The sequence below is a fragment of the Roseovarius autotrophicus genome (assembly GCF_018069895.1).
GTDB lineage: Bacteria > Pseudomonadota > Alphaproteobacteria > Rhodobacterales > Rhodobacteraceae > Roseovarius > Roseovarius autotrophicus.
Window position 1 is genome coordinate 11,974 of record NZ_JAGQDH010000009.1, and the last position, 15,280, is coordinate 27,253.

17 protein-coding genes, 1 tRNA gene and 2 pseudogenes are annotated in these 15,280 nt (G+C 66.1%); 17 read left to right on the top strand and 3 right to left on the bottom strand.

Annotation, left to right across the window (positions count from 1 at the left end):
* The first annotated feature begins 170 nt into the window (after nucleotides 1–170).
* On the top strand, nucleotides 171–371 hold the full coding sequence (locus KAK09_RS11035) for a hypothetical protein (protein ID WP_210879000.1): 201 nt from the start codon (nucleotides 171–173) through the stop codon (nucleotides 369–371).
* On the opposite strand, the gene KAK09_RS11040 is transcribed toward KAK09_RS11035, so the two are convergent.
* A complete protein-coding gene (locus KAK09_RS11040) occupies nucleotides 353–1,621 on the bottom strand; it encodes a DUF6538 domain-containing protein (protein WP_210879112.1) in 1,269 nt (422 codons plus the stop codon). The two genes, KAK09_RS11035 and KAK09_RS11040, sit on opposite strands and share 19 nt — an antisense overlap.
* A 146-nt stretch (nucleotides 1,622–1,767) precedes the next feature.
* Nucleotides 1,768–1,857, bottom strand: a tRNA-Ser gene (locus KAK09_RS11045).
* 114 nt (nucleotides 1,858–1,971) lie between these two features.
* Here KAK09_RS11045 and KAK09_RS11050 point away from each other — a divergent pair.
* From KAK09_RS11050 to KAK09_RS11090, 9 genes are all read left to right on the top strand, one after another.
* Nucleotides 1,972–2,805, top strand: coding sequence for a DUF2059 domain-containing protein (locus KAK09_RS11050; protein ID WP_247651180.1), 834 nt, complete (start codon nucleotides 1,972–1,974; stop codon nucleotides 2,803–2,805).
* A 197-nt stretch (nucleotides 2,806–3,002) separates the two neighbouring features.
* Nucleotides 3,003–3,596, top strand: coding sequence for a 50S ribosomal protein L21 (locus KAK09_RS11055; RefSeq protein ID WP_210879002.1), 594 nt, complete (start codon nucleotides 3,003–3,005; stop codon nucleotides 3,594–3,596).
* Nucleotides 3,597–3,607: 11 nt separating this feature from the next.
* On the top strand, nucleotides 3,608–3,877 hold the full coding sequence (gene rpmA / locus KAK09_RS11060; RefSeq protein WP_210879003.1) for a 50S ribosomal protein L27: 270 nt from the start codon (nucleotides 3,608–3,610) through the stop codon (nucleotides 3,875–3,877).
* 177 nt (nucleotides 3,878–4,054) lie between these two features.
* Nucleotides 4,055–4,594 (top strand): GNAT family N-acetyltransferase, encoded by a 540-nt coding sequence (locus KAK09_RS11065; RefSeq protein WP_210879004.1) that lies wholly within the window; start codon nucleotides 4,055–4,057, stop codon nucleotides 4,592–4,594.
* Nucleotides 4,595–4,632: 38 nt separating this feature from the next.
* On the top strand, nucleotides 4,633–5,667 hold the full coding sequence (obgE, locus tag KAK09_RS11070) for a GTPase ObgE (protein ID WP_210879005.1): 1,035 nt from the start codon (nucleotides 4,633–4,635) through the stop codon (nucleotides 5,665–5,667).
* Entirely contained in the window at nucleotides 5,655–6,761 is a 1,107-nt protein-coding gene (gene proB / locus KAK09_RS11075; protein WP_210879006.1) for a glutamate 5-kinase, read from the top strand. The genes obgE and proB overlap by 13 nt, the downstream gene beginning before the upstream one ends.
* Before the next feature lie 71 nt (nucleotides 6,762–6,832).
* A complete protein-coding gene (locus KAK09_RS11080; RefSeq protein WP_210879007.1) occupies nucleotides 6,833–7,471 on the top strand; it encodes a DUF1007 family protein in 639 nt (212 codons plus the stop codon).
* Nucleotides 7,453–8,337 carry a HoxN/HupN/NixA family nickel/cobalt transporter gene (locus KAK09_RS11085; RefSeq protein WP_210879008.1) on the top strand — a complete coding sequence of 295 codons (885 nt, stop codon included), beginning with the start codon at nucleotides 7,453–7,455 and terminating at the stop codon, nucleotides 8,335–8,337. The genes KAK09_RS11080 and KAK09_RS11085 overlap by 19 nt, the downstream gene beginning before the upstream one ends.
* 55 nt (nucleotides 8,338–8,392) lie before the next feature.
* Nucleotides 8,393–9,757: an MATE family efflux transporter gene (locus KAK09_RS11090; protein ID WP_210879009.1), complete on the top strand. Its 1,365-nt coding sequence runs from the start codon at nucleotides 8,393–8,395 to the stop codon at nucleotides 9,755–9,757.
* Between the two features lie 28 nt (nucleotides 9,758–9,785).
* On the opposite strand, the pseudogene KAK09_RS11095 reads toward KAK09_RS11090, so the two are convergent.
* Nucleotides 9,786–10,001, bottom strand: a pseudogene (locus tag KAK09_RS11095) (carotenoid 1,2-hydratase); the annotation flags it as partial.
* On the opposite strand from KAK09_RS11095, the gene KAK09_RS11100 reads away from it, so the two are divergent.
* The 7 genes and pseudogenes from KAK09_RS11100 to idi all read left to right on the top strand — a co-directional run bounded on the left by KAK09_RS11100 (nucleotide 9,996) and on the right by idi (nucleotide 15,260).
* Nucleotides 9,996–10,778 carry a hypothetical protein gene (locus tag KAK09_RS11100; RefSeq protein ID WP_247651200.1) on the top strand — a complete coding sequence of 261 codons (783 nt, stop codon included), beginning with the start codon at nucleotides 9,996–9,998 and terminating at the stop codon, nucleotides 10,776–10,778. The pseudogene KAK09_RS11095 and the gene KAK09_RS11100 overlap by 6 nt on opposite strands.
* 54 nt (nucleotides 10,779–10,832) lie before the next feature.
* Entirely contained in the window at nucleotides 10,833–12,017 is a 1,185-nt protein-coding gene (locus KAK09_RS18760) for a PAS domain-containing protein (RefSeq protein ID WP_336244447.1), read from the top strand.
* Nucleotides 12,014–12,256 carry a helix-turn-helix domain-containing protein gene (locus KAK09_RS19065; protein WP_336244448.1) on the top strand — a complete coding sequence of 81 codons (243 nt, stop codon included), beginning with the start codon at nucleotides 12,014–12,016 and terminating at the stop codon, nucleotides 12,254–12,256. The genes KAK09_RS18760 and KAK09_RS19065 overlap by 4 nt, the downstream gene beginning before the upstream one ends.
* A gap of 64 nt (nucleotides 12,257–12,320) precedes the next feature.
* Nucleotides 12,321–13,106 carry a UbiA family prenyltransferase gene (locus KAK09_RS11110; RefSeq protein WP_210879113.1) on the top strand — a complete coding sequence of 262 codons (786 nt, stop codon included), beginning with the start codon at nucleotides 12,321–12,323 and terminating at the stop codon, nucleotides 13,104–13,106.
* Entirely contained in the window at nucleotides 13,103–14,395 is a 1,293-nt protein-coding gene (locus tag KAK09_RS11115; RefSeq protein ID WP_210879010.1) for a BCD family MFS transporter, read from the top strand. Before KAK09_RS11110 ends, KAK09_RS11115 begins: the two co-directional genes overlap by 4 nt.
* A gap of 26 nt (nucleotides 14,396–14,421) precedes the next feature.
* Nucleotides 14,422–14,742 (top strand): annotated as a pseudogene (locus KAK09_RS11120) (geranylgeranyl diphosphate reductase); the annotation flags it as partial.
* The gene (gene idi / locus KAK09_RS11125; RefSeq protein ID WP_210879011.1) at nucleotides 14,739–15,260 is read left to right on the top strand and encodes an isopentenyl-diphosphate Delta-isomerase; all 522 of its coding nucleotides are present in this window, start codon (nucleotides 14,739–14,741) and stop codon (nucleotides 15,258–15,260) included. The pseudogene KAK09_RS11120 and the gene idi, both read left to right, overlap by 4 nt.
* Nucleotides 15,261–15,280 lie beyond the last annotated feature (20 nt).

Genomic DNA, 15,280 nt, shown 5'->3' on the forward strand with positions numbered 1-15,280 from the left:
TGTTCTGCCGAAGGTTTCGACCGCCGCAATCACCATCGGGGCGTCGGTCTATCTGGCCGGGGGGTGGTGACGACCGATGACGACTCCGGGGCCAATCCCTTCCTTGGCCATGCCGTCACCGCCGCCCCGAACCCGTCGGCCAGCGTCAACGTGCGCCTCAAGGGTTGACCATGAGCCCGGCCACCATCAAAGCCCAGCTTGACCGCCTGCGCCGCGCGCAGGTGAAGGTGGCTGCGCTGGTGGTGGCCGATCCTGTCTATGCGCCGATCTTCACCCGGCTTGAAGCCGAGATCGCCGATATGGAAGCGATGCTGTCGGGCGACGTGATTGCCCGCGCCCGTGCCGTGGCCCGTCAGATGGCAACCGCCTGAATCATCCTCAACAGGTGGTCCAGATCGGCCCCCTTTCCATAGCGTTCCCGCGTCAGGCGATGGCCGAACAGGTCGCGCCTGATCCGATCATCAATGCCCGCTGCCTGCATCCGGTCTTCGAAGGAATGGCGCAAGGAATAGAGGCTATGCCCCGGCGACTCCATCAACCCGTTTTCGCGCAGATACTTGTTGACCGTGGCCGACAAGGCCGGGTTGTCGGCGTAGCGCGGGAAGCCGTCAGGGCATTGCCGGAAGGCTTCAAGGCTGACCCCGGCAAGCGGGATGATCCGCCGCGCATAGGCCGACTTCAACTGCCGCCCTACGGGTTCAATCGAGATATGCGGCACCTTGTGGTCAAGCCTGATCTGGGCCGCCGTCAGGCACGCCCCTTCGCTGGGCCTGTAGCCGGTATTCACCATGCCCAGAAGGATGCAGCGGGCTTCAAGGTTCAGGCCGTCCAGCGCCCCCGGTGCCAACAGCTTGTCCCTGATCCATGCCACGCTGAACGGCGGGCGGGACCGTTTCTCGCCTTCCTTGAACGACAGATCAGACAAGGGCAGCACCAGCCCCAGCCGCTTCATCTTGTTGACGGTCTTCAACACGTCGCCAAGGTGAATCAGGTCTTTGTTCGCACTGTTCGGAGTCAGGTCTTCGGAGGCCATGCGTTCGATCCACCAGTTGCGGAAATCCAGCATGTCATAGCCCGATATGTCGGCCAGTGCCTTGTCGCCAACCACGGCAAGGAAGTTGTTCACGGCCTTGATGCGCGGATTCTTCCAGCGGCGCATCTGGTCTTCGCTCTTGCCGATGGTGCGATCTGCGGCAAGGGTCCAGTAGAGTTCCAGCGCCCGGCTGACCGTGATCTTCGGTTCCTGCGCGCCGCCCAGAAGTGCTGCGGCCTCTTTCCGGTCAGGCTGACCATTGCGCAGGGGCACGGCCTCTATGCGTTCCAGAAGGTCTTCGCGGGGCAGGCTGGCAACCTGCGCGGCTGGCAGGTAGCGAAAGCCCCGTGCCGCCGCCAGTTCGCGCGCAGCCTCGAACCGTCTTTCGGCGTCGCCCGTGTCGCCCGCCAGCCGGGCTTCCCAGCCCTCGACCAGATGTTCCCACGCCACCGGGGCCTTGCTCTTGGCCACGGACTCCGAATCCGTGTGCAGGCTGATCCAGACCGTTTCGCGGGGCTCAACCCGTCGATACCGCAAGGGCACCCGCTTGCGCAGATGCAAGGTAGAACCGCGCCGAACGATGCTGATGGACTGACTCCCGCCATGGCCGTGTGCAGCGGATTGTGTAGCAATATGTGCAGCAAAACAAGCGGAATGATCTGGCGAAGGGCTGTCGAAAGCGACATAAACCCTTCATTTTCAATCTATTACGGGGAATTTAAGAGTGGGAAAAATGGCGGAGAGACAGGGATTCGAACCCTGGGTGGACTTGCGCCCACAACGGTTTTCGAGACCGCCCCGTTCGACCACTCCGGCACCTCTCCGCGGGGGTCTGGTGAGCGCGTTTACTTGGCTTTGGCGGGCGGGGCAAGGGGGTTATGGATTGTTTGTGCCGGGAAATTGCCTAGGTTGGGGAAAACCCGATGACGAGGTGCGCCATGTCCGTTCTGCCGACCGTCCCGAGACTGCCCGTGCTCTGGCTTGTGGCGGCGCTGTCCCTGTGGCACGGAGCGGCGCTTGCGGCCGATCGCGACCGGCTGGAGGCGTTTCTGGCGGTGACAGGCTTTGACGTGGCGCTGGACAGTATCGCGCTGAGCGCGGCGGACGCTCCGGCCATGATCGATCTTGCCCCCGAGGATTTCGGTTTGGCCTGGCCACGCATCACCGCCGAGGTTTTCGACACCGCCGCGATGCGCCGGAGCGCGCTCGATATCCTTGCGGAGACGATGGATGACGCGATGCTGGGCCATGCCGCCGCCTTTTATGCCTCCGATCTCGGGCAGCGGCTGGTCGAGGTCGAGAACGCCGCGCATATGCGAAGCGACGACGAGGCCAGGCGTGCCGAGGGAGAGGCGCTGCTGGCGACGATGGAGGCCGGGCGGCGGGCCGTGCTGGAACGGATGACCGACGCGGTCGACGCCTCCGGGCAGGCGCTTCTGGCGGTTCAGGCGATCCAGTTTCGCTTTCTGATGGCGGCGTCTGCGGCAGGGCTGACCGAGGGGGCGCTCGATGCCGAGTTGCTGCGCCTGATGCTGGCGCAAGGGGCCGAGGAGATGCGCGCGCCGATGCGCGCTTCGGCGCTGGCCAACGCGGCGCAGACCTATCAGGATATCCCGACCGGGGATCTGCGCGCCTATGCCGAGGCACTGGCGCATCCGGTCATGGCGCGCGTCTACGAATTGATGAATGCCGTGCAGTACGAGATCATGGCCGACCGGTTCGAGGCGCTGGCGCTGCGGCTTGCCGAGGTGCCGCCGGCGCAGGATCTGTGAGTGCGTGACGACGCAACCTGGCGGGAATGGCTTGACTCGGGGCCGCGTCTGGAGCATATGCCCACGGACCGGCGGGGTGGCTCGCCGGTTTTGTCTTTGAATGACACCCGGAACGGGTGCGCTGTTCGAGGTGGCCCGAAGGCCGAAACGCCCGCAGTCGCGGGGACCACAGGACGCGGAAGCGAAAGGAAATGCCCATGTTTGCGGTCCTCAAGACCGGCGGCAAGCAATACAAGGTCCATGCGGGCGATGTGCTCCGGGTGGAAAAGCTTGCGGCGGATGCCGGTGAGAAAGTACAGTTCAACGAGGTTCTGATGCTGGGCGGCGAAAGCCTTGTCATCGGCGCGCCTCTGGTTGCAGGGGCTGCGGTCCAGGCCGAGGTTGTCGACCAGGTCAAGGGTGACAAGGTCATCAGCTTTGTCAAGCGCCGGCGCAAGCACGGTTCGCAGCGCACCCGTGGCCATCGCCAGAAACTGACGCTGGTGCGGGTCACTGATATTCTCGCCAGCGGCGCAGAGGCGACGGGCGTGAAGGCCGCGATCGGTGCCGGCTCCGTGAGCGGCGCCACCGCGATCAGTGCCGAGCCGGCCGGTGGCGACGATCTCAAGCGGCTGTCGGGCGTTGGCCCGGCGCTCGAGAAGAAGCTGCTCGCCTCGGGCGTCACCAGCTTTGCGCAGATCGCCGCCTGGACGCCCGAGGACGTGGCGGCCTTCGACGAGAAGCTGAATTTCAAGGGTCGGATCGAGCGTGAGGGCTGGATCGAACAGGCCAAGGAACTGGCCAAGGGCTAAGGAGAGACGAAATGGCACACAAAAAAGCAGGCGGTTCGTCCCGCAACGGTCGCGACTCTGCGGGCCGTCGCCTTGGCGTAAAGAAATTTGGCGGCGAGGCCGTGATTCCCGGCAACATCATCGTGCGCCAGCGCGGCAACAAGTTCTGGCCGGGCAATGGCGTGGGGCAGGGCAAGGATCACACCATCTTCGCCGTGACCGAGGGGGCCGTGACCTTTCACAAGGGTCTCAAGGGCCGCACCTTCATTTCGGTTCTGCCAGTGGCGGAGGCCGCTGAGTAAGCCGACCTCGAAGGTTTCGAACAAGAGGGGATCGGCGCGGGCCGGTCCCCTTGTTATTTTGTGCCGTCCATCTGTCAAATCCGCGTCACTTTGCGGTGTAAGGCAGGGTTTGCGCGCTTGCGACATCGGTGCAAGCCCCCATGTGGGAAGGACCGCCATCATGCGAAGGAGGAGCGCATGAAATACGAGACCATCGTCACCCAACCGGTGATCGAGACAGACCGCTTCGACCTGCGCCCGCTTCGGGTGTCGGATGCGGGGCTTATCGCGCTCAATGCGGGCGACGAGCGTGTGGCGCGCGCCACCGCGACGATCCCGCATCCCTATCCGCCCGGCGCCGCCGAGGCGCTCATTGCGCGTGCACAGGCCGAGAACCGATCCGAGGACGTCTGGGCAATCGATGCGTCCAGGGTCGGCGGAGCCGAGGTGATGGGCCTCGTAAGCCTTGCCCGCGTCGATCGTGACCAGTCCGAGATTGCCTATTGGGTGGCCCCGGCCTTCTGGAACACGGGCGTGGCCTCGGCGGCGGTGGAGGCACTGATCGCGGCCAACCCGCATGACGCGCGCACCATCTTTGCCAGCGTGTTTCAGGACAACCCGGCCTCGGCCCGGGTCTTGACGAATTGCGGCTTTCAGTATCTTGGAGATGCCGAGACCCATTCGGTGGCGCGCGGCGCGAACGTGCCCACCTGGACCTATAGCCGCAAGATGCGCTGAGGCCCCGCGCGCGGGGCCTTGTGCCAGAGGAACAACAGATGAAATTTCTCGACCTCGCAAAGGTTTATGTCCGCTCGGGTGCGGGCGGCGCGGGCTGTGTGAGCTTTCGCCGCGAGAAATATATCGAGTTCGGCGGCCCAGACGGCGGCGATGGCGGGCATGGCGGCTCGGTCTGGGCCGAGGCGGTGGACGGACTCAATACGCTGATCGACTTTCGCTATCAGCAGCATTTCTTTGCCGACAATGGGCGCCCCGGCATGGGGCGGCAGAAGACCGGGGCAAACGGGGGCGACATCGTGCTGCGTGTGCCCGTCGGCACCGAGATCCTTGACGAGGATGAGGAGACGGTGATCGCCGACATGACAGAGGTGGGTCAGCGCGTCGAGCTGGCGCGCGGCGGCAATGGCGGCTGGGGCAACCTGCGCTTCAAGACCTCGACCAACCAGGCGCCGCGTCGGGCCAATCCGGGGCAGGAGGGCGTGGAGCGCACGATCTGGCTGCGGCTGAAGCTGATTGCCGATGTGGGCCTTCTGGGTCTGCCCAATGCCGGGAAATCCACGTTTCTTGCCGCCACGTCGAACGCGCGGCCCAAGATCGCCGATTATCCCTTTACCACGCTGCATCCCAATCTTGGTGTGGTGGGCGTGGACAATGTGGAATTCGTCGTGGCCGATATTCCGGGGCTGATCGAGGGCGCGTCCGAGGGGCGCGGCCTGGGCGATCTGTTTCTTGGCCATGTGGAGCGATGCGCGGTGCTTCTGCATCTCGTGGACGGATCGTCGGGCGATCCGGTGGCGGATTATCAAACGATCATCGAGGAAATCGGCGCCTATGGCGCGGGGCTGGCCGACAAGCCGCGCCTCACCGTTCTGAGCAAGATCGACACGCTCGACGATGAGGAACGCGCCTTTCTGCGCGACGAATTGCAGGCGGCAAGTGGCGGGCCGGTGATGCTCATGTCGGCGGTTTCCGGTGAGGGCGTGACCGAGGTGCTGCGCGCCCTGCGCGGGCGCATCGACGCGAACCGGTTGCGCGAAAGGACGGCCGAGGAGGAGGCCCCGTGGCAACCCTGAGCGACGCGCGCCGGGTGGTGGTCAAGATCGGCTCGGCCCTGCTGGTGGACCGCGCCACAGGGGCCTTGCGCGCCGACTGGCTTGCCTCATTGGCCGAGGATGTGGCAGGGCTGCGCGCGCGCGGGGCGGATGTGATCCTTGTGTCGTCCGGCTCGATCGCGCTTGGCCGCGGGGTGCTTGGCCTGCCCGCTGCCGCGCTCTCGCTGGAGCAAAGTCAGGCCGCAGCGGCGGTCGGACAGATCAAGCTTGCGGGGGCCTATGAGGTGGCGCTGGCGCGCCACGGGCTTCAGGCGGCGCAGGTGCTGGTGACACTTGAGGACAGTGAGGACCGCCGCCGCTATCTCAATTCCCGCGCCACGATGGAGCAGCTTCTGCGCCTCGGCGTGGTGCCGATCGTCAACGAGAACGACACCGTGGCCACCGACGAAATCCGCTATGGCGACAATGACCGGCTGGCCGCACAGGTGGCGGTGACGGCGGGGGCGGATCTGCTCATTCTGCTATCGGATGTGGACGGGCTTTACACCGCCAACCCGCAGACCGATCCGGGTGCGCGCCACCTTGCTGAAGTGGCTGAGATCACGCCAGAAATCGAGGCGATGGCGGGCGATGCGGGCTCTGGCCTGTCCAAGGGCGGTATGAAAACCAAGGTGATGGCCGCGCGCACCGCCACCACAGGCGGCTGTGCCATGGCGATCACGCGCGGCGACCGGATGCACCCGGTGCGGGCCTTGAGCGAGGGCGCGCGCGCCACGTGGTTCGCGGCGCAGGGCGACCCGCAGCAAAAGCGCAAGGCGTGGATCGCGGCGATGAAGCCGCGCGGCCGCGTGACCATCGACGCGGGTGCGGCGCGGGCGCTTGCCTCTGGCAGCAGCCTGCTGTCGGCGGGGGTGAGCGCGGTGTCGGGGGCTTTCGGGCGCGGCGATCCGGTAGAGGTGGTCGATGACCGGGGTCGCGTGCTGGGGCAGGGCCTCACGCGCTATGATGCGGGCGATGCGGCGCGGATTGCAAAGCTGCGTTCGGACCAGATAGAGGCCGCGCTCGGCTATCCGCCGCGTGGCCCGCTCATCCACCGCGACGATCTCGCGCTCTGATCTGCGCCGATCCTTGCCGAAGGCCGTCCGCGCGCTTGCGGGGCGATGCGCGGTGGCCTATCTGTGGGCTCATGAAACGCCTCGCCCTTGCCGCCCTCATCGCCGCGCTGCCCGTGTCCCAGGCCGGGGCGCATCCGCATGTGTTCGTCGATGTGGCGCTCGGGTTTGCGGATGACGGCGCGGGCAACCTGACCGGCGTCGAGGTGACGTGGACCTATGACGATTTCTTCTCGCTGCTGATCCTGACCGATATGGGGCTTGATCCCGATGGCGACGGGGTGCTGACCGAGGAGGAACTGGTGCGGCTCAAGGGGTTCGACCTTGCGGAATGGCCAGAGGGGTTCGAGGGCGATTTATACATCCATGCGGGCGAGGAGAAGATCGCGCTGGACCACCCGGTGCCGACCGATGTGCGCCTGGAGGAGGGCCGGATTGTCGCTACCCATACCCGCAGCTTTGGTCCCGTGCTGGCCGAGGGGCTGCGGGTCGATCCGTATGATCCGACCTATTACGTCGCCTACACGCTTGCCGGGCCGGTCACGCTGCCGTCGGGCTGCGCCTACACGATCCAGGAGCCGGACCTTGACGAAAGCCAGCGCGCGTTTCGCGACATGCTGGCGCAGATGACGGCCGAAGAGCAGTTTACCGGCGTCGAGGTGGGCAATCTGTTTTCCGAGACCATGGTGATTTCGTGCCGCGCGCGGTCCTGAGCCTCGGGGCGCTGGCGGTTCTGGCGCTGGCGCTCTGGCTCTGGGGATTTGGCGGGGCGGCGGGCCTTGGCGCCTGGGCGCGCGCAGGGCAGGCCGAAACCCAACAGGCCATGGCGCGGCTGTTGCGCAGCCTTCGCGCGGGCGAGCCGGGGGCGATGGTGGGGCTGCTCGGTCTGTGTTTCGCCTACGGGTTCTTTCACGCGGCGGGGCCGGGGCATGGCAAGATTCTGATCGGCGGCTATGGCATGGCGGCGCGGGTGGGGGCGCTGCGCCTCTCTGCGCTGGCGCTCGGGTCGAGCCTTGCGCAGGCGGCAAGTGCTGTGGCGCTGGTCTATGCGGGTGTTTTCCTTTTCGATCTCACCCGCCAGCAGATGACCGGCCTAGCCGAAGATCTGCTGGCCCCGGTCAGCTATGGCGCGGTGGCGCTGGTGGGGCTTTGGCTGGCGCTGCGCGGGTTTCGGCGCTGGTGGCGTGCCCCGCGCGGGGATCGCACCTGCGCCGGTTGCGGTCACAGCCACGGCCCCAGCCCGCAGGAGGCCGCGCGCGTGCGCGGCTGGCGCGATGCGGCGATGCTGATCGGCGCGGTGGCGATCCGGCCCTGCACCGGCGCGCTGTTCCTGCTGATCCTGACATGGCGCATGGGGATCGAGATGGCGGGTATCCTTGGCACCTTCGCCATGGGGATGGGCACGGCGAGCGTGACGCTTGTTGTGGCGCTGGCCTCGGTCACGCTGCGCGAGGGGGCGCTTGCACGGCTGGCAACCACCGAGGGCAGAGGGGTCGTGCGCGCGCTTACCGCTCTGGAAATCGGTGCGGGTCTGGTGATCGCGGCACTGGCGATTCAGTTGATGCGCGCCACACTCTGAGAGGGGTGCAACCGGCCCCCTTGCGCCCGCCGCGGCCCCGGCATAGGCGGTTTCCATGTCTGTCCGCCTCACATATCGCCAGCATCTGCGCGCCATCCTTGGCCTCGGTCTGCCGCTGATTGGCAGCCATGTGGCGCAGTTCGCCATCACCCTCAGCGATGCGGTGATGCTGGGCTGGTATTCGGTCGAGGCGCTGGCGGCAGAGGTTCTGGGCGGCACGCTGTTCTTCGTGCTTTTCATCATGGGGTCGGGCTTTGCCTGGGCGGTGATGCCCCTGGTGGCCTCTGCCGCGGCGTCGGGCGAAGGCGCGCAGGTCCGGCGGGTGACGCGGATGGGGCTCTGGGCCTCGGCCCTGTTCGGCCTGCTCACGCTGCCTGCGATGCTGGGTGCGCAGGCGGTGTTCGGCTGGCTTGGGCAGGAACGTGCCACCTCGGTGCTGGCCGCCGATTACCTGGGCATCGCGGGCTGGGGCATCTTGCCCGCGCTCATGGTGATGGTGCTCAAATCCTACCTTGCCGCGCTAGAGCGCACGGCCGTGGTGCTCTGGGTGACGCTGGCGGCGGTGGCGCTGAATATCGTCATCAACTATGCGCTCATCTTCGGCAATTTCGGCCTGCCCGAGATGGGCGTTCGCGGCGCGGCGGTGGCCTCGCTGATGGTCAACCTCGCCTCGATGGTGGCGCTGGTGGTCTATGTTGGGCGCGCCACGCCCGAACACGCGATCTTTCAGCGGCTCTGGCGGCCCGACTGGGAGGCGCTCGCGCGGGTCTTTCGCCTTGGCTGGCCCATCGGGTTGACCAACCTCGCCGAGGTCGGCCTGTTCGCGGCCTCCTCTGTGATGATGGGCTGGCTCGGTACGCTGCCGCTGGCCGCGCATGGCATCGGGCTTCAGGTCACGTCGGTGATGTTCATGGTCCATGTGGGCCTGTCGAACGTGGCCACGGTGCGCGCGGGGCAGGCGCAGGGGCGCGGCGATGTCGAGGGCTTGCGCGACGGGGCCAGGGTGGTGCTGGCGGTCTCTGGCACGGTGGCGCTTCTGACCGTCGTCATGTTCCTGACCTTGCCCGAGGTGTTGATCGGCCTTTTTCTTTCGCCCGATGAACCGGATCGCGCGGCAGTCATCGCCATCGGTGTGACGCTTCTGGCGGCGGCGGCGCTGTTTCAGGTGGTGGACGCAGCGCAGGTCATGGCGCTTGGCCTGTTGCGCGGGGTGCAGGACACGCGCGTGCCCATGGTGATCGCCGCGTTGAGTTACTGGGCCGTCGGCGTGCCGGTGAGTTATCTGCTGGGCTTTGTCCTGGGTTTCGGCGGCCCCGGCATCTGGCTGGGGCTGGCGGCGGGGCTGGCGCTGGCGGGCACGTTCATGCTGGTGCGCTTTTGGGGCTGGTCGGTGCCGCGTCTCGCGTCCGCACTTCCGTGACCGACCCTATCCCGAGGATCCGGCAAAGTGCCAGCGTGCTGCCGTCGCGCCTTGTCGCATCGTAGAAACAGGTGCTTCCGCCCGCGCGCGGAAAGTGGCCCCAGGTCCAGCGGCTGAAATCGGCCTCAAGCGCGCGGGTGCCGAAATTGGCGTCGAAATAGCCATGCCCGCGCCATTGCCAGCCATGCGCCTCCAGATCCACCTCGATTTCAGAGGTGGGCGCGAAGGGCCGCCAGACATGGGCATTGATGATGTGACCCGCAAGGCCAGGCGATCCGCTATTTCGTGGAATCGGCCATTCCGCAAGGTGGCTTCGAATTATATCGACAACCGCCCGCGCAACCGCGACGAATGGGTCGACCGGTTCTGCGAGGCGTTGATGTCGGAGGCAGAGACAAGTCACCATTCGGTGATTTCCGCGCTGATGGCGGGCGGCGTCTCGTCCCAGAGGTTCTATCAGGATTATGTGCCCGCCGCCGCGCATCGGTTGGGCGAGATGTGGATTGCGGACCGAGCGAGTTTCATCGAAGTGACACTTGCCGCCTCGCGGCTTCAGGCATTGTTTCGGTCAGGCGGCGAAAAGCGGGAGGGCAACAGGCTTGATCGCAGCATCCCGCTTGGCCAATCGGTGCTTCTGGTTATTCCGGCCTTTGAGAGCATTCGCTCGGGGCCTTCGTGGCTGCCGACAACTTTCGGCGCAACGGGGTCTGGGTGCGGCTTTGCATCGGGCTTGATGATCGTGAGCTGGCGGAAGTCTTGCGGGCGAACCGCTTTTCCATGGTGGCGCTGTCGCTGGCGGCGTGGAAAACGGTTGAAAATGCTGGACATTTGGACACATTCGTTGCGAACGCATGTGGACAACTTGCCCCCGGTCGTCGCAGGAGGCAGGATCGTGTCGGAACGAGCGCCGGTGGAAAGGATCACGGGCGCGGATTTCGCCGTTAAATCGGTTCGCGAAGCGGTAGAGCGATGCGGATTGGCTGCGGTATCGGAGCCTTTGATGTCACAAGACATCAATTGAGGCAGGACACCGTGCATAATCCCGCGACGGCAGGGCTGGGGATGGGTTGAGACGGTGAGCAAGATAGAGCAGACATCCCAGAGGCTGCGGGCCGGGCATTTGCTCGACGTGATGGATATTCCGGGGCTGGTCGAACAGGCGGCGGACATGGCCGTGCTTCTCAATCCCGACGGCATTGTCGACGGTATCTCCACCAATCCCGAGAGTCCCTCGCTGGGGTGCCTCGATCATTGGGTCGGGCGCAGCTTTCTGGATTTTCTTGCGGCAGAGAGCCGGGAGACGTTCGCCGAGCGCACGGCGCTCGTGCGCAGCGAGCCGCAGTACGAGCCGCGACCGCTTGAAATCAACCATGTGGACAACGCCAACTGGGAAGCGTCGGTGCGCTATACGTTGCATCGCGTGGGCGAGAGCGGCGCGCTCTTGCTGCTCGGACGGGACATGCAGCCTTATGCCGAGGTGCAGAAACGGCTTGTCGCCGAACAGACCGCGCGCGAGCGCGACGGGCAGCTATTGCGCGGCACCGAGACGTTCTATCGCGTGGTGCTGGAGGCATCCGAAACCCCGCTTGTGCTGATCGAGCCGGAGCCGGGGCGCATTCGCGACATCAATTCCGCCGCGGCGCAGCTTCTGGGCAGCAAGGTCGATAGGCTGCGCGGCACGTCCTTTGCGCAGGTCTTCGAGGGGCGCAGGCGGGCCGAACTTGCCGACGCGCTTCAGGCGGCAGCCGTGGCTGACGAGATGCGCGGCATCGACACGGTGTCGCGGCGTAACGGGCGCGTGCTCAAGGTGCTGCCGGAATATTTCCGGGCTGCCGGGACGCTTTACATGCTGTGCCGTATTGCGCCGATGGATGACAGCGACGGTGGCGGGCCGGAATTCGCGGGCGCGCTGGCCACGCTCTATGCCGACGCGGGGGATGCGATCGTGCTGACTGATGGCAAGGGCATGATCCGCGAGGCGAACGAGGCGTTTCTGGTGCTGGCCGACGCGGCGCAACTGCGCGATCTCAAGGGAGAATCGCTGGCGGATTTTCTCGTGCGCGGCTCGGTCGATCTCAAGCTGCTGATAGAGGGCGCGACGAAACGCGGCCGGATGCGCCGCTATGCCGCGCAGCTGCAAAGTGTGGTGGGCACGCGCGCCCCGGTCGAGATTTCGGTGACGCGACTGCGGCAGCGGGGGGGGATCTGGGCTTTGGCTTCATCATCCGCGAGAGCGCGGCGCGCGATACGGCCGAGGTGACGGTCGATGCGGTCGGCGTGAGCGACGAGGCGATGCGGAGCGTGATGGATCTTGTCGGCACCGCCTCGCTCAAGGAACTGGTCTCGGCCACCTCGGACGTGGTCGAGAAGATGTGCATCGAGACTGCCGTGCGCCTGACGGGCAATAACCGGGTTGCCGCCGCCGAGATGCTGGGCCTGTCGCGGCAGAGCCTTTATGTGAAGCTGCGCAAATACGGGCTGCTCAAAAGTTCCGAATGAGCGGCGGCGCGAGACCCCGAGAAAACCCTTTCTGCGACTCGTAATGTATAGTTTAATTAACACCATAAGCGTCTCTTCGACTTTACATTTCCTCCGCCGCTATCCCGAGCCGCGCGCGCTGCTGACGCTGCTCAAGCCGGTGACGTGGTTTACCCCGATCTGGGCCTATCTCTGCGACGTGGTTTCGTCCGGTGTTCTGATTGGTTCTGCCCCGTGGCTGGTGCTGCTGGGCATCGTGCTGGCGGGGCCCGTGGTCTGCGGGATGAGCCAGGCGGTGAATGACTGGTGTGACCGGCATGTGGATGCGATCAACGAACCGGACCGCCCGATCCCCTCTGGCCGGGTGCCGGGGCGCTGGGGGCTGTGGGTGGCGCTGGTGATGAGCGCGCTGGCGCTGGTAATGGGGCTTGCGCTCGGGCCGTGGTTCACCGGCGCGGCGGTTCTGGCGGCGGGTGCGCCCGCACCCGAGGTGGTGGCGGTGGCAGCCCTCTATGCCATTGGCGCGCATGGCATCATGACGCTCAACGATTTCAAGGCACTGGAGGGCGACCGGATCACCGGCGTCAACTCTCTGCCGGTAACGCTTGGCCCCGAGAGGGCGGCGCGGGTGGCCTGTGTCGTCATGGTCATGCCGCAGCTTGCCGTGATCGCGCTTTTGCTCGCGTTTGGGCAGGTCTGGCACGCGGGGGCGATTGCGGTGCTGGTCATCGCGCAGGGTTTTGCGATGCGCGTCCTTCTATCCGATCCCAAGCGCCGTGCGCCGTGGTATAACAGCACGGGCGTGATGGCCTATGTGAGCGGCATGATGGTGGCCGCCTTCGCCCTGCGCGGGCTTGGAGGGATGGGATGAATCTGAGTTGGGCGCAGATCGTGCGGATGGGGCTGGTGCAGATGTGCCTTGGCGCGGTGGTGGTGCTCACGACCTCGACGCTCAACCGGCTGATGGTGGTGGAACTGGCGCTGCCTGCCGTGTTGCCGGGGCTGCTGGTGGGGCTGCATTACGGGATTCAGATCACGCGGCCAAACTGGGGCTTTCTGTCGGACACGTCCGGGCATCGCACCCGCTGGATCATCGGCGGCATGGCGGTGCTGGGGGGTGGTGCGTGGCTTGCGGCCTTGGGCGTGGTGCTGATGGCGACGCAGTTTGCCGCGGGCCTTGCACTGTCGGTGCTGGCCTATGCGCTGATTGGCTTGGGGGCGGGGGCCTCGGGCACCTCGCTTCTGGCGCTTCTGGCAAGCGCTTGCGCACCGCGCCGCCGGGCGGCGGCAGCGACGATCACCTGGCTGATGATGATCGCGGGGATCGCGGTGACGGCGACGATGGTGGGGCATTTCCTTGACCCCTACACGCCCGCGCGCCTGTTGGAAATCGTAGGGATCGTAGGCGTCGGCGCGGTCTTGGTCACGTCGCTTGCCATTGCCGGGATCGAGCGGCGCGCGGGGGCAGCACCCGTGCCCGAATCAACGCCGATGCGTTTTCGCGAGGGGCTGGCCGAGATCTGGGCAGAGCCTGCGGCGCGCAATTTCACCATCTTCGTGTTTCTGTCGATGACCGCTTATTTCATGCAGGAACTGATCCTCGAGCCTTACGCGGGCCTTGTCTTCGGCATGACGCCGGGACAATCGACACAGCTTTCGGGCGCGCAGAACGGGGGGGTGTTCCTTGGAATGCTGATCGTGGGCATTGCCGCCACCGGGCTGCGGCTTGGCTCGCTGCGGCATTGGGTGGTGGCGGGGTGTCTTGGCTCGGCCGCAGCGCTGTCGGTCATTGCTTTTCTCGGCGCGGCGGGGGTGGCGGCGGCGCTGGTGCCTGCGGTGGTGGCGCTTGGCGTTTTCAACGGCATGTTCGCGGTCGCGGCCATCGGCGCGATGATGGCGCTGGCGGGCCAGGGGCGCGCGGCGCGCGAAGGCACGCGGATGGGCCTTTGGGGCGCGGCGCAGGCAATTGCGGCGGGTTTCGGCGGGCTGGTGGGCGCGGCGGCGGCGGATGTGCTGCGCGCGGTGCTTGGCAATGACGCGGCGGGTTTTGGCGCGGTGTTCTATGCCGAGGCGGGATTATTCGTGCTTGCGGCGCTGCTGGCGCTGCGGGTGATCGACCATGGCCGCGCGCGAGGCGCGGCGCTTGTGCCGGGGGAATGACGATGTTCGATGTGGTGATCATAGGCGGCGGGCCGTCGGGGGCGACGGCGGCAAGCGCCTGCCTTGCCTCTGGCCGCGCGCGCGACCTGCGGCTGGCGCGGAGCCTCTTCATGCGCGAGCACAAGACCGTGTTCCGGGTGCTGGCCTCGATGCAGAATGCATATTACAGATCCGACGAGCGGCGCGAGCGCTTTGTCTCGCTTTGCCATGACATCGACGTGCAGTGACTGACTTGCGAGGCGTATATGAACAAGAAACTGGTGCGCGCGCGGCCCATGGCGCATGTCAAGATCGGCCTGAAGAACCTTGCGCATCTGACGCGGCTGGTGCCGGCAGGCTATACATGAGCGAGATGATCCCCACCTGGCTTGGCGGTGATCTGGTGGCCGTGGAAAAGCTCGAGGCGCATCGGCGCGGGCTGCGGCACAAGGCGGTGTCGGTCTTCGTGCTGCATGGCGACGAGGTGCTGATCCAGCGCCGGGCGCTCGGGAAATATCACACGCCGGGCCTTTGGGCGAATACCTGCTGCACCCATCCCCGCTGGGGCGAGGCGGGGGAGGCGTGCGCGCGCCGCAGGCTTGACGAGGAGTTGGGCATCACCGGGCTGGACATGCACCCTCGTGGCGAAGTGGAGTATCGCGCCGATGTGGGCGGCGGTCTGATCGAGCATGAAGTGGTGGAGGTCTTTGTCGCCCATGTCGCCCGCCGCATTGCCACCTGCCCCAACCCCGAGGAGGTGATGGCCGTGGATTGGGTGAGCCGTGCGGCGCTGACGGTGCGGATCGCCAACAGCCCCGGTGCCTATACGCCCTGGCTGCGCATCTACCTTGAGCGTCACGCCGCGCAGATCTTTGCCGAGGCTTGAAACAAGGTTGAAATCCGCGC